Genomic DNA, 12,638 nt, shown 5'->3' with positions numbered 1-12,638 from the left:
GAATAACTAGATATAGCTATAACTATTCGCTATAATTCTTCTTACCGATGAATTTTTGAGTATAACAGCGTATAATGGAGCCAAGAATAAAAGAAAGGTGTGGGAAAATGAATTACTTGAAGGAACGCATTTTGAAGGATGGAAAGGTTTACCCGAATAATGTTTTAAAGGTTGATTCCTTCTTAAACCATCAGATTGATCCTGCTGTAGTTAATGCGGTTGAAAAGTTAATGTATGAGCACTTTAAAGACCGTAAAATTACTAAGGTCATGACCATAGAAGCTAGTGGGATAGCGCCTGCCATTATGGTTGCCAATCGTTTCAATGTTCCTATGTTGTTTGCAAAGAAAACTGTGCCTTCAACCTTGAAAAATCAAGAAAGATATCATGCATTAGTTCATTCTTATACCAAAAACACTGATAGCGATGTCATTGTTTCCAAACAGTACATTAACAAAGATGATCATATCTTAATTATTGACGATTTTTTAGCGAATGGAGAAGCTGCAAAGGGGCTTGTTAGTATTGCTCGTCAGGCTGGCGCTACAGTTGCAGGTGTGGGAATTGTCATTGAAAAGTCTTTTCAACCAGGTCGTCAGTTATTAGAAGAAATGGGTCTAGATGTGTATTCCATTTGTCGGATTCAATCACTTGAAGATGGACAAGTGACTTTTGTTGATGGGGATGAATAGGAGAGCTAGATAATGAAGGAACAAACAAGTAATCATTTCGAACACATGAAAGATCCTCGTAATATTATTTTAGGGATTCAACACTTGCTAGCCATGTACGCCGGAGCAGTCATTGTTCCTTTGATAGTGGCTTCGGCCTTAAAGATGACTATAGCGCAAACTACCTATCTAGTAGCCGCAGATATTATGATGTCTGGATTGGCAACTTTCCTGCAAGTATATAGGGGACGTTATATTGGCATTGGCTTACCGGTAGTTTTAGCCTGTACCTTTACTGCCGTATCTCCCATGATCCATATCGGTCAAACAAAGGGGATCGGTGTGATGTATGGAGCAGTTTTCGTTTCTGGATTAGTCGTCATGCTTTTAGCGCCAATTTTTGCTAAATTGAACCGCTTCTTCCCGCCAGTCGTCATGGGATCAGTGGTCACTCTTATCGGGGTAACATTGATGCCAGTAGCGATGAACCATATAGCAGGTGGCCAAGGGGTTAAAGATTTTGGTTCATTAAAGAACTTGGCAGTTGCTTTTTTAACTTTCTTGGTTATTTTATGCCTCTATCGCTTCTCTAAAGGATTTTTGCAATCTATTGCTATTTTAATTGGCTTGTTATTAGGGACTTTGGCTAGCGCGGCATTGGGGATGGTCGATTTAAGTCCTATCGCAGAGGCTCACTGGGTGCAATTACCAAGTCCATTTCACTTAAGCACTTTTAAATTCGATTTTCCGAGTATTGTGACTATGTCTATTGTGGCGATTGTGTCGATCATTGAATCCACAGGGGTTTATTACGTTTTGGGAGATATCACAAAGCAAGCCATCAAAGAGGAAGATTTACGGAGAGGCTACCTATCAGAAGGTTTAGCCGTCATGTTGGGGGCTTTGGTCAATACATTCCCTTACACGACCTATTCTCAAAATGTTGGTTTGATTCAAATGTCAGGGGTCAAGAAACGTGCTGTTATGTTCAACATGGTTATTTTAATGCTATTAGCAGGGTCTATTCCTAAAATAGGAGCTTTAGCGACCATCATTCCTCAACCAGTTCTCGGTGGAGCTATGCTGTGTATGTTTGGTTCGGTATTAGCATATGGAATTAAAATGTTGGGTCAAGTCAATCAAGATGATTCGAGCAATATGATGATCATTGCTTGCTCTGTTGGAATAGGCTTAGGTGTGACAGCTGTTCCAGGAGTATTTGCACAATTACCAGACAGCTTAAGCTGGATTACTGGCTCAGGAATTGTCTTAGGAACAATTACGGCAGTTGTATTGAATCTTTTCTTCCACGGATGTAGAAGTGAAAAGTAAGGAAACTTGATGAGATAAAATATAAGGAAGAGGGGCTAGGAGAAGGCCTTTCTATAAAAAGAAAAGCACGTCAATTGTACGTTTATTCGTACGATTTGGCGTGCTTTTTTATCTATTGATTGAGGGTAGGCTGATCCAAGAGCCTATTTCCCTCAACTTGTGTTAGTTGGGTAAAAGCTAGAAAACAAGAATACTAGCATGTTTAGCTATGTGTTCAGAAGAATGACGTCATTGGAATAATTTGGGCAGTGTGCGGTGATATAAAAAAATTAGTCAAAACTTAGGACACGATTATCAATTGGCAGGAATGATTTATCGCCTGCAGCAGCTTCGATGGCGCCAAATGGCATTTGACTGCGTAAGCGCCAAGATTTTGGAAGATGGAAAGCTTTTTTAACATCTTCGTCAATTAAAGGGTTGTAGTGTTGGAGGGAAGCTCCGATACCTTGTTCAGCTAGGCTGGTCCAGACATTCATACTTGCAGCCCCATTAGCTTGTTCTGACCATGGTTGAAAATTGTCCGCATAGAGAGGGAATTGTTCTTCTAATTGGTGAACAGTGTCTTGGTCTTCAAAAAACAAAATAGTGCCGTAAGCTGCTTTGAAGCCATCTATTTTTGCTTTTGTTGCTTCTAGGGCTTCTTGCGGAGCGTCAGCATTAACGCTTTTTAAGTGATCCCAAACGATATCCCATAATTTATCATGGGACTGATCAAAAAGGATAGCTGCTCGAGTACTTTGACTATTGAAGGCAGAAGGAGAATGTTTGATTGTATCTTTCACTAGCTGAGTCAATTCGTTTTTGCTAGTGGTCACATTTTTAGATAGGGCATAAATAGAGCGACGTTTTTCTAGTAGTGGTGTGAGTTGAGAATTCATGATAGAAAAGCCTCCTTATAAAACAAGAATAATGATTTACAATTATAGGGTATAGGCTAAAGAAGCTTTTGTAAAATGATCTGCTTAAGGAAGGAGGATTATATGACTGTGAACATATTATAAAATTTCATCATTTGCAGGTCGTATGTAGAAATTTTTAGTTGACGAATGAGTTCTTTATTTTTTGTTTTTTGCCGCTTACTGACTAATATTTTGAAGGTAACTGGCATTAAAGGACGGGAAGAAATCCCTGAAAATAAGGCGAATTTTTCCTCTTCATCATTATAGGAGGCAGGGATGGATATTTTTAATTCTTCCATGGCCATTGTTTTATTTTGAAGACTAAAAATGCTGATCACATCATAGTGTACAAGTCTACCGACATAGGTATACTCACATAATTGGTAACGGCTGACATCTGAAATATTAAAGTAGAGTTTAGCTTCGAATACACCTTTTTCTTGTGGATAAGGCTTGGTGATTAAGACGGATTCGTTCAAGGATTTATTCCTACCATCGTAAAAATAGACATAGAACTTATTAACTGTTCTGAAAAAATTTGGAATGGAATGACTAATCGTGAGAGGAGCTTCTTCTTTTGGTATATATAATAATTGATCCACTGTCACCTCTAAAGCTTGTGCAATATCAAATAGGGTCTGAATATCAAGAATAATTTGACCACTCTCATATTTGGCAACAGTCGCCTTACCCTTATTAATTTTGAGTCCAAGAGATTCTTGGGTTAAATTGGCACGCTTACGATAGAAACGTATATTATCTCCGACAATAGGGCTTATATTTTCCATTTTGAAGTCTCCTAAAAATTGATTTTCCCTATAGAGGGGGCTAGAAACTTGCTCCTTAAGTTTAAGTATAGGGAAAAGAAGGGGATAAATCAATTTTAAAGAAACTTTATGGTATAGAACTCTACTTTAAGGAAACAAAGCCCCTTTTTAACTTTTTATTGAAATAGCCTATACTTGTATGTAAGGGGTTACAAATAAGAAAGTGTTGAAAGGGAGAAGAGAAGATGCGTTACGATTTTGATGAGATTATTGATCGACAAGAGACCAATTCCATTAATACGGATGGCTTTAGAGATTTTATTTTTCATGCCGGTCCAGATATGAAGTTTCCATATGCTGATGATGAATTTATTCGGATGTGGATTGCTGATATGGAATTTGCTTGTGCAGAACCCATTCGTCAGGCTATTCAAAAACGATTGGATCGGAAAATATTTGGCTACACCATTATGAACTTAGACACGGCCTACCATAACTCCCTAACAAAATGGTGTCAAAAAAAATATGATTGGTCTTTTCCACGAGAAGAATTATGTTTTTCTACTGGGGTTATTCCAGCCTTGTATCAACTAGTTGAACTAATTTGCCAGCCAAAAGAAAAAGCGATGATGGTGACTCCGGCATATGGCTTCTTCAAACATGCGGTTGACTACAATCAAATTGCTTGCGATTGTTCTCCGTTAATTGTTGATTCAGGTCACTTTAGGGTTGATTTTGAAGACTTGGAAAGAAAAGCTTCTCAAAAGGAGATGAAACTTTTAATTTGGTGCAACCCTCAAAATCCATCTGGGACAGTTTGGACTAAGGAAGAGTTAGAACGGGTGATCCGTATTGCTGAAGAGAATGATTTGTGGTTGATTTCAGATGAAATTCACTGCGATATTCTTCGTCATGGTGTGCGACATATTCCGCTGGCTAAACTAACAGATTATAAGAAACTCATTACCTGCATGTCGGCTAGTAAGGTCTTTAATATGGCAGGTCTACAATTTTCTAACATCATCATTCGTGATCCTCAATTAAGAGAACAATTTGTTTTAAGGGACAAAAATGTAGGTTTTGTGAACCCCTTGTCTATCGTGGCGCACAAGGCGGCTTATGATGAGGGCGAAGAGTGGTTGGATCAATTAAAGACCTATCTCGATTTAAATTTTTCCTATGTCAAAGATTTCTTAGCTAAGGAACTTCCTTTAGCAGAATTTGAAATTCCTCAAGCTACCTATCTTGCTTGGGTCAACTTGAATGCCTATTTGGGAGATATTGATGATCTACCACGTTTCTTTGCTTATGAAGCAGGTATTCTTTTAGAAGGTGGGGATGATCTTTTTGTAGGGAATGCGAAAGGCTACGTTCGTTTGAATCTCGCTATGCCACGGAAAACTCTAGAAAGGGCAATGCAACGCATGAAAGAAGCAATTCTAGAGCATGCAAACAAGAATAAAGCTAAAGCATAGTTAGTTAGCAACAGATAGAAGAGAATCGTTTCGTTTAAAGGGAGATGGACAAAGGTCATCATAAAGTGACGATTAGTGGAATAAAAAGTTGGGAATAGACTTTAATCAGGAGTTAGGAAAAAGGTGTTGCTGAGTATATAGCTACTCATCAACACCTCTTTTTGCCTACTCGGATAAGGGGAATTAGAAAAAAATACTAGATGTCGACTGATCGATACAGTCCTATTACTGACATCTCATTGACTATTGTTAGATCAGCTTTTATCTGTAGAATTTGCCATGGCTAAGGCTGTCCAATCATTATGCCGATAGACTAAGAAACCAAAGACCACAATGAGACAGTTGGATAACAACATGGCAATCCATACAGTGCTAGGACCTAGATTGGCAAAAGTTTTTAAGAGCCAAATAATTGGTAAACGCAAGCACCACAAGCGTCCAATTGTCATATACATGGAATATTTAGTTTGACCGCATCCTTGGAAAAAACCAATGTAAGCTGAGAACATACCCATGAAAAAGATAATAAAAGCAGAATAATAAAGATACTCAATGGCTAAACGCCAAAGTTCTGGGTTAGAATTGTTTTTGATAAAGATACCTAGCAATTGATATTTGAAAATAATTACAAGAATACAGGAAATGACAGAGGTGACTAAGATGATGGTCATGGCACGATTAAAAATTTTATGGGCGCGGTCATAGAGCTGAGCGCCCATATTTTGACCGATAATGGATGTCAGAGCACCTCCAACGCCCATTTGTGGTTGAGTTAGAAGGTCTGTGACACGATTAACCATGGAATAGGCAGCTAAGGTAGTTGTTCCGTAAGATTGGATAAAGCCGTTGAGGATAGTGAATCCCATGGCAGAACCACAATAGCCCACTGCAGTTGGAGCGGCAATTTTTGCAATGACCTTAATAGTTTCAATATCAGGCTGGAGTCGTCGGAAGGAAAAGCGGATGCTTGACCGACGATGAGTTTGCCAAATGATGAGGAAGAGTAGGAAAAGTTTTGATAAGACCGTTGCCCAGGCTGCCCCGCTGATTCCTAAGCCAAGACCGTTGATATGAAGGAAGTCTATACGCTTAAAGATAAAAATGGGATCTAAAATGATATTGGTCACAGATGAAAGGATAGAGATCTGTGTGATGACTTTAGTTTGACCCTGAGCATTGAGGATAGCCTGAAAGCCAAAGTAAGTAAAGTCAAAAAAGAGACCTAAGTAACTAATTTGTAAGTAGATGATGGACTTTTCAAGTAATTCACCTCTTGCTCCCATCCAAGACAACATAGAAGGAGATAAGAAGTAGCCCAGTGATGACATGATGAAGCCAATAACAAAAGTCATGAGTACGGCATTATGGGCGTATCTACTGGCGTGTGTAGCTTGCTTTGCGCCGATCATTTGGGCGATTAAAGCAGTGGAACCAATGCCAATCCCTAAGCCGATAGCAATAAATAGAAAGTTAAGTGGCCAAACAAAAGCTGTTGCAGAAAAGTCTATAGCGGATATTTGAGCCACAAAAAGCCCGTCAGTTAAATTAAACAAGGTTCTTACCAAGTTATTTAACATGAGCGGAACAGAAATGGTCAGAATCACTCGATTCATTGGACCTGTTGTTAAAAAGTTATCGGTATAGTTTGTTTTTTTCATGGAATCACCTGCCTTTATTATAAGGGATAGAAAGAGAGATTACGAGGGGGAGGGTTGCTAATCCTTTTATTTTAAAGCAATTGGATCTGTAGAGGGAGAAATGTAAGGATGTTCCCTGTGTATGGGAAAGAGTGTAAAAATAAGCTCACAAAGTCTTCTAAAGGGTCGCTTTTGAGATGGGATTTTATTTGGTTGCTTAGTGAGAAAAGAGTATAATGAAGTTGTTAGGAATACCGACTTAAGGCTTTTAGGGAGCGGTATTTTACAGAAAACAATATGTAGTAATTAAACGTTTTATGAAGTGACTAGAGAACTTCTTAGCGCAGGGAAAGGAAGTGAAGAAAAATGTCATTAAAGGATGAAGAAAGAAAAAAAGCAATTGAAGAAGAAGCTCGCAAAGAACTTCTAGAGGACAAAAGCTTGAAGGAGAAAGTAGAAGAATCCACAGAGGATTGCTCTAGCTGTATGGATACGCATAGCATTGCCGTCACTACTGAAGAAGAGTTTCAAGAACTTTTAAAGGGATTGTGTGATGGCGAACCATTTAACTAGACTAGAACTAGTGATTGACTTGTTTACCCATGATAGGGGGCTTGACCCAAAAGCGTCTGCATGTTAAAGATACTTTTAGGGGATGATTGGCACATCTATCATGGGTGTTTTTATTGTTGTAGGCTGGACTTCTCGAGTTGATTCTAAGAAAAATGTGCTGTCATGATAAGATGAGGAAAGGAAGATTAAATAGGCGATTGCTGAAGTATATCTTTGAAAAAAGAAGGCGAGTAGTGAAAAATGCTTGCAAAGTCCTAGAGAAATGGGCTGATCGGGTTACCTTGGGGGTTATTTGTGATATAATAGCGCTGAATGATTTCTAAAGAGGGGAAGAGAAATATGTCAGATCGAATTCGTGTGCGGTATGCACCAAGTCCAACAGGGCATTTGCACATTGGGAACGCTCGAACAGCACTATTTAATTATTTATTCGCACGTCGCCATGGTGGGGACTTTGTGATCCGTATCGAGGACACCGACTTGAAAAGGAATATAGCAGATGGTGAAAGTAGCCAATTGTCTAATTTGCATTGGTTAGGGATGGACTGGGATGAAGGTCCAGATTTCAAAGGGGAATATGGTCCTTACCGTCAATCCGAACGTCGGGCGATCTATGACCCCCTTATCCAACAATTGTTAGATGAAGGCAAGGCTTATCGTTGCTACATGACGGAAGAAGAATTAGAGGCTGAACGTGAAGCTCAACGTGCAAATGGAGAAATGCCTCATTATGGAGGACAACACGCCCATTTAACAAAAGAGCAAGAAGAAGCTTTTATTAGGGAAGGGCGACAATCTGTGGTGCGCTTCCGTGTGCCAACTGATGGGGTTTACCACTTTGACGATATAGTTAAGGGCTCAATTAGCTTCGAAGGAAGAAGTGTAGGTGGAGACTTTGTTATCCAAAAACGTGATGGCATGCCAACTTATAACTTTGCTGTAGTAGTGGATGATCACATGATGGAAATCACTCATGTTCTTCGTGGGGATGACCATATTGCTAACACGCCTAAACAATTGATGATCTATGAAGCCTTTGGGTGGGAAGCTCCAAAATTTGGGCATATGACCTTGATCATTAATTCTGAAACTGGGAAGAAGTTGTCTAAACGAGATGAAACAATCTTGCAATTTATTGAACAATATAAGGATCTAGGTTATTTGCCAGAAGCTTTGTTCAACTTTATTGCCCTTTTAGGTTGGTCTCCAGTTGGGGAAGATGAATTATTTACTCGTTTAGAGCTTATTGACATCTTTGATGCAGATCGTTTAGGGAAATCTCCAGCAGCTTTCGATAATAAGAAATTGGAATGGATTGCCAACCAATACTTCAAGAAAGCAGATTTACATGCTGTAGCTCCTCTAGCCATTGAACAATTGATCAAGGCTGGTTTAGTCACTAAGGAAGAAGCTATTGAACGAGCAGAATGGTTAACACGTATTGTTGGACTCTACCAAGAACAAATGGCTTATGCAGCTCAAATTGTTGACTTGGCTCACTTGTTCTTTGAAGAATCTATTAGTTTTGGGGAACATGAAAAAGAAATTCTTGCAGGGGAACAAGTTCCGACTGTTTTGAAAGCTTTTAGGGAAGCAATTGAAAATACCGATGAATGGACAGCAGATAATGTGATGGCTGCTATAAAATCTGTTCAAAAGTCGACTAAAATCAAGGGTAAGAATCTTTACATGCCTATTCGTGTAGCAACCAGTGGAAGTGCCCATGGGCCAGCTATTGGTGAGATGATTGAAATGTTAGGAAAAGAACGTGTCCTCCATCATTTAGATATTGCTGAAAAAGCTATAGCTTAAACAGATAAGATAGGAAAGACAGGATGAAAGAGCAGTCGGAATTCCGACTGCTTTTGTCCAATTTTACAGGATAAATCAAAGGACTCTGCCCGATGAGAAGTTTAGAAAGGAAGTGAAGGGATGATCCGTTTATATAACACATTAACTAGGCAAAAAGAAACGTTAAAACCTCTTGTTGAAGGTGAAATAAAGATGTATGTGTGTGGGCCAACTGTCTACAACTATATCCATATTGGGAATGCACGTTCAGCGGTTGCTTTTGATACCATTCGGCGGTATTTGACATTTAGAGGATACAGGGTAACTTATGTTTCCAATTTTACTGACGTGGACGATAAAGTCATTCGTGTAGCCAAAGAAACTGGGCTAAGTGTGAAAGAAGTAGCGGACAAATATATTGCCGCCTTTTTTGAAGATGCTGGGGCTTTAAACGTTCAAGCAGCTACTGTCCATCCACGTGTTATGGATCATATGGATGAAATCATCTCTTTTATCAGTGATCTAATTGACAAGGGTTATGCGTATGAATCAGAAGGGGATGTTTATTATCGGACAAGCCACTTTAAAGATTATGGAAAGTTGAGCGATCAAAGTTTAAGTGAATTGAAAGCTGGTGCAAGTGAACGAACGGCTTCTGAAGACGATCGGAAGAAAGAGCAATTGGTAGACTTTGCTTTATGGAAAAGTGCTAAAGCAGGAGAGATATCATGGACCTCTCCTTGGGGGGAAGGACGCCCTGGTTGGCATATTGAATGTTCTGTTATGGCTGGGCACTATCTTGGGAAGACAATCGATATACATGCAGGTGGGCATGATTTAACTTTCCCTCATCATGAAAATGAAATAGCCCAAAGTGAAGCGCATAATGGTCAAGAATTTGCTCATTATTGGCTACATAACGGTTTTGTAACCGCGGCTGATGGGGAAAAAATGAGTAAGTCTTTAGGGAACTTTACTCTTGTACATGATTTAATCAAAGTAGTAGATCCTAAAGTAGTGCGTCTTTATTTGTCTTCTGCTCATTATCGTCACCCTCTCGTGTTTAGTGAAGAGAAATTGAAAGAAGCTGCAAGTAATTTAGAACGCTTCAAAACCTGCATGGCGAATATCGATTACCGTTTGGGACAAGAAACAGCTGAAGGTAAAAGTTTAACGGTAGAGGAAGAAGAGGAGATTAACTCTTATTATTCGAAATTTATCGAAGCTATGGACGATGATTTTAATACGCCAAATGGCTTGGGAATTATCTTTGAACTGAGCAAAGCACTCAATTTGGAAACGGCAAAAGAAGAGACCTCAGTGGCTAAGCTGAAAGCTGGACGAGAACTCTTGGTTCGCTTGTTGGAAGTCTTTGGGATAGAAGTAAAAGAAGATGCGAAAGAGCTTTTGGATGAAGATGTTCAAAAACTCATTGATAGGCGGAATGAAGCTCGAGCAGGTCGTGATTTTAGAGAAGCTGACCGTATTCGGGATGAATTGAAGGCTAAGGGGATTATCTTAGAAGATACTAATCATGGAACCCGTTGGAGACGTGAAAATAATGATTAAGGACAAGGCCTTACTCAAATCGTTAGAAGAAAATGCAGAAAAAGCAAGCCCTCTTAGGAGCCAAGCTAATGGATTGGCTCTAGCTTTTTTAGGGGATGCTGTCTACGACGTGGGGATTAGACGCTACCTTTTAGAGGCGGGCTTGACTAAACCTAATCGCTTGCACCGAAAAGCCACCCAATATGTTTCTGCCAAAGCGCAAGCTAAAATTGCTCAAGCGATGATCGATAGAGGAGAATGGACAGAAGAAGAACTGGCTGTATTTAAGCGTGGGCGCAATGCTAAATCGCATACTTCTGCCAAAAATAGTGATATCGTGACCTATCGAATTGCTTCTGGGTTTGAAGCGGTTATGGGCTATTTGTCCTTAGATGGGCAGGAGGAGCGCTTAGGGGAACTGATCCAAAAATCTATAGAAGTAATTGAAATGAATGCTGAAAAGGGGAAGGAGGAAGCTAATGGCTAGAAAAGACGAGCGTCCGTCTCGCCCTCGCTCTGGGACGAAAGTAGGAAGGAACGGCGTTAAATCAACATTTAAATCGAAAAAACGTCTGATAAAAGCTAACGATAATAAAGAAGATAACTTGAAAAAAGGTAAAGAAAGCGGGGATTTCTCTAGTGAGATGATCTACGGCAAACATGCTGTCCACGCTGCTTTGACCTCTGAAGTGGACTTTAACAAATTATTTGTTCAGGATGGATTGTCTAAAAAGGATAGCCAGACTATACTGAAGCTAGCTAAAGAGAAAGGGCTTCCTATCCAATTTGTTCCAAAAACAAAGTTAGCTGAATTAAGTCATCAGGCTGCCCATCAAGGTTTTGTTTTGAGTCGAGCGGCTTATAGCTATCAGCCTTTGGAAGCTATTTTTGACTTAGCGGATGAATTACAGGCACCACCATTTATCATCATGTTGGATGGTATAGAGGATCCACATAATTTGGGCTCTATTTTACGGACAGCAGATGCAGTTGGGTGTCATGGGATTATTATTCCGAAGCATCGTAGTGTTTCTCTAACAGGTACAGTAGCAAAGGTTTCTACAGGAGCTATAGAGCATGTGCCAGTTGTCCGAGTGACCAATCTTAGCCAAACTTTGGAAACTTTAAAGGCAAGAGGTTGTTGGATCTTTGGAACGGATATGCAGGGTGAATCTTACACAGAATGGGATGCGACAGGACCTTTAGTGCTAGTTATTGGTAACGAAGGAAAAGGGATGTCCCCACTGGTGAAGAAAAATTGCGATCAATTGCTTACCCTTCCAATGATAGGACATGTTCAAAGTTTGAATGCTTCAGTGGCTTGCGGCGTTCTAGCGTATGAAGTTTTAAGAAAGCGGAAGTTGTCATGAAGCGGCGCCTGTTGATTGTGGATGGTTATAATATCATCGGCGCCTGGCCGACCCTTGCAAACTATCAGAAGAAGAATCAGTTAGAAGAAGCACGAGATGAACTCCTTTTTCGCTTATCGGAGTATGCTAAATTGACAGAAACTGCGATTGTTGTTGTTTTTGATGCCCAGTTTGTCCCAGGTATTGAACAAGTCTATGATCAGTATCAACTATCCGTTGTTTACACTAAGGAAGGTGAAACGGCCGATAGTTATATTGAGCGGACAGTTAGGGAGTGTCTTTCGCCCTTGCTTTTGATTACGGTGGCAACGAGCGATTTAGCTGAACAATGGCTAGTTTTTCAGCAAGGCGCCCTTAGAAAGTCAGCTCGAGAACTATACAAGGATGTGGCTGAGGCTCATGAACGAGCCGTTTTGGAGAGCCGTGATTATCGTAAACACGGGGTCAAACGTCATTCTCCTTGGAGAGCGGATCAGTTGCTACAATTAAAAGACTTGTTGCATGACTTGAGTCAAGAAGATGGATCATCTAAAGAATAAAGAGAACGACTAATCTGACAGGATGGAATTGATGGT

12 protein-coding genes are annotated in these 12,638 nt (G+C 39.8%); 9 read left to right on the top strand and 3 right to left on the bottom strand.

Annotated elements, in window-relative coordinates:
• Positions 1-107 precede the first annotated feature (107 nt).
• Both D3H64_RS07655 and D3H64_RS07650 read left to right on the top strand, forming a co-directional pair.
• Positions 108-692 carry a xanthine phosphoribosyltransferase gene (locus D3H64_RS07655; protein ID WP_121565661.1) on the top strand — a complete coding sequence of 195 codons (585 nt, stop codon included), beginning with the start codon at positions 108-110 and terminating at the stop codon, positions 690-692.
• Between the two features lie 12 nt (positions 693-704).
• Positions 705-2,003: a nucleobase:cation symporter-2 family protein gene (locus tag D3H64_RS07650; RefSeq protein WP_305000261.1), complete on the top strand. Its 1,299-nt coding sequence runs from the start codon at positions 705-707 to the stop codon at positions 2,001-2,003.
• Positions 2,004-2,272: 269 nt separating this feature from the next.
• On the opposite strand, the gene D3H64_RS07645 is transcribed toward D3H64_RS07650, so the two are convergent.
• Positions 2,273-2,881 (bottom strand): nitroreductase family protein, encoded by a 609-nt coding sequence (locus D3H64_RS07645; RefSeq protein WP_121565660.1) that lies wholly within the window; start codon positions 2,879-2,881, stop codon positions 2,273-2,275.
• Positions 2,882-2,979: 98 nt separating this feature from the next.
• The gene (locus D3H64_RS07640) at positions 2,980-3,690 is read right to left on the bottom strand and encodes a helix-turn-helix domain-containing protein (protein ID WP_121565659.1); all 711 of its coding nucleotides are present in this window, start codon (positions 3,688-3,690) and stop codon (positions 2,980-2,982) included.
• Between the two features lie 224 nt (positions 3,691-3,914).
• Here D3H64_RS07640 and D3H64_RS07635 point away from each other — a divergent pair, with 224 nt between their 5' ends.
• Positions 3,915-5,144, top strand: a complete 1,230-nt coding sequence (locus D3H64_RS07635; RefSeq protein WP_121565658.1) for a MalY/PatB family protein — start codon at positions 3,915-3,917, stop codon at positions 5,142-5,144.
• A gap of 254 nt (positions 5,145-5,398) precedes the next feature.
• Here D3H64_RS07635 and D3H64_RS07630 read toward each other — a convergent pair whose 3' ends face one another.
• Positions 5,399-6,802: an MATE family efflux transporter gene (locus D3H64_RS07630; protein WP_121565657.1), complete on the bottom strand. Its 1,404-nt coding sequence runs from the start codon at positions 6,800-6,802 to the stop codon at positions 5,399-5,401.
• 345 nt (positions 6,803-7,147) lie between these two features.
• Here D3H64_RS07630 and D3H64_RS07625 point away from each other — a divergent pair, with 345 nt between their 5' ends.
• The 6 genes from D3H64_RS07625 (at position 7,148) to D3H64_RS07600 (ending at position 12,602) form a co-directional block, all read left to right on the top strand.
• Complete coding sequence (locus tag D3H64_RS07625; protein WP_121565656.1) at positions 7,148-7,354, top strand: hypothetical protein; 207 nt, start codon at positions 7,148-7,150, stop codon at positions 7,352-7,354.
• A gap of 339 nt (positions 7,355-7,693) precedes the next feature.
• Positions 7,694-9,166 (top strand): glutamate--tRNA ligase, encoded by a 1,473-nt coding sequence (gene gltX / locus D3H64_RS07620; protein ID WP_121565655.1) that lies wholly within the window; start codon positions 7,694-7,696, stop codon positions 9,164-9,166.
• 120 nt (positions 9,167-9,286) lie between these two features.
• The gene (gene cysS, locus D3H64_RS07615) at positions 9,287-10,714 is read left to right on the top strand and encodes a cysteine--tRNA ligase (RefSeq protein WP_121565654.1); all 1,428 of its coding nucleotides are present in this window, start codon (positions 9,287-9,289) and stop codon (positions 10,712-10,714) included.
• A complete protein-coding gene (locus D3H64_RS07610) occupies positions 10,680-11,180 on the top strand; it encodes a Mini-ribonuclease 3 (protein WP_233554919.1) in 501 nt (166 codons plus the stop codon). The genes cysS and D3H64_RS07610 overlap by 35 nt, the downstream gene beginning before the upstream one ends.
• On the top strand, positions 11,173-12,063 hold the full coding sequence (gene rlmB / locus D3H64_RS07605) for a 23S rRNA (guanosine(2251)-2'-O)-methyltransferase RlmB (protein ID WP_121565652.1): 891 nt from the start codon (positions 11,173-11,175) through the stop codon (positions 12,061-12,063). Before D3H64_RS07610 ends, rlmB begins: the two co-directional genes overlap by 8 nt.
• On the top strand, positions 12,060-12,602 hold the full coding sequence (locus D3H64_RS07600) for an NYN domain-containing protein (RefSeq protein ID WP_121565651.1): 543 nt from the start codon (positions 12,060-12,062) through the stop codon (positions 12,600-12,602). Before rlmB ends, D3H64_RS07600 begins: the two co-directional genes overlap by 4 nt.
• Positions 12,603-12,638: the final 36 nt, after the last annotated feature.

It is taken from the genome of Atopobacter sp. AH10 (genome assembly GCF_003664595.1).
Taxonomy (GTDB): Bacteria; Bacillota; Bacilli; order Lactobacillales; family Aerococcaceae; genus Atopobacter.
Note: the sequence above shows the minus strand (reverse complement) of the source record. Positions and strands in the feature narration are given on the sequence as shown.

Excerpts from the sequence above, each read along its gene's own strand:
- D3H64_RS07635 (WP_121565658.1), top strand. The coding sequence starts at position 3,915 with ATGCGTTACGATTTTGATGAGATTATTGATCGACAAGAGACCAATTCC.
- D3H64_RS07645 (WP_121565660.1), bottom strand. The coding sequence starts at position 2,881 with ATGAATTCTCAACTCACACCACTACTAGAAAAACGTCGCTCTATTTAT.
- gltX (WP_121565655.1), top strand. The coding sequence starts at position 7,694 with ATGTCAGATCGAATTCGTGTGCGGTATGCACCAAGTCCAACAGGGCAT.
- D3H64_RS07600 (WP_121565651.1), top strand. The coding sequence starts at position 12,060 with ATGAAGCGGCGCCTGTTGATTGTGGATGGTTATAATATCATCGGCGCC.
- D3H64_RS07655 (WP_121565661.1), top strand. The coding sequence starts at position 108 with ATGAATTACTTGAAGGAACGCATTTTGAAGGATGGAAAGGTTTACCCG.
- D3H64_RS07610 (WP_233554919.1), top strand. The coding sequence starts at position 10,680 with ATGGAACCCGTTGGAGACGTGAAAATAATGATTAAGGACAAGGCCTTA.
- D3H64_RS07650 (WP_305000261.1), top strand. The coding sequence starts at position 705 with ATGAAGGAACAAACAAGTAATCATTTCGAACACATGAAAGATCCTCGT.
- D3H64_RS07630 (WP_121565657.1), bottom strand. The coding sequence starts at position 6,802 with ATGAAAAAAACAAACTATACCGATAACTTTTTAACAACAGGTCCAATG.
- rlmB (WP_121565652.1), top strand. The coding sequence starts at position 11,173 with ATGGCTAGAAAAGACGAGCGTCCGTCTCGCCCTCGCTCTGGGACGAAA.
- D3H64_RS07625 (WP_121565656.1), top strand. The coding sequence starts at position 7,148 with ATGTCATTAAAGGATGAAGAAAGAAAAAAAGCAATTGAAGAAGAAGCT.
- D3H64_RS07640 (WP_121565659.1), bottom strand. The coding sequence starts at position 3,690 with ATGGAAAATATAAGCCCTATTGTCGGAGATAATATACGTTTCTATCGT.
- cysS (WP_121565654.1), top strand. The coding sequence starts at position 9,287 with ATGATCCGTTTATATAACACATTAACTAGGCAAAAAGAAACGTTAAAA.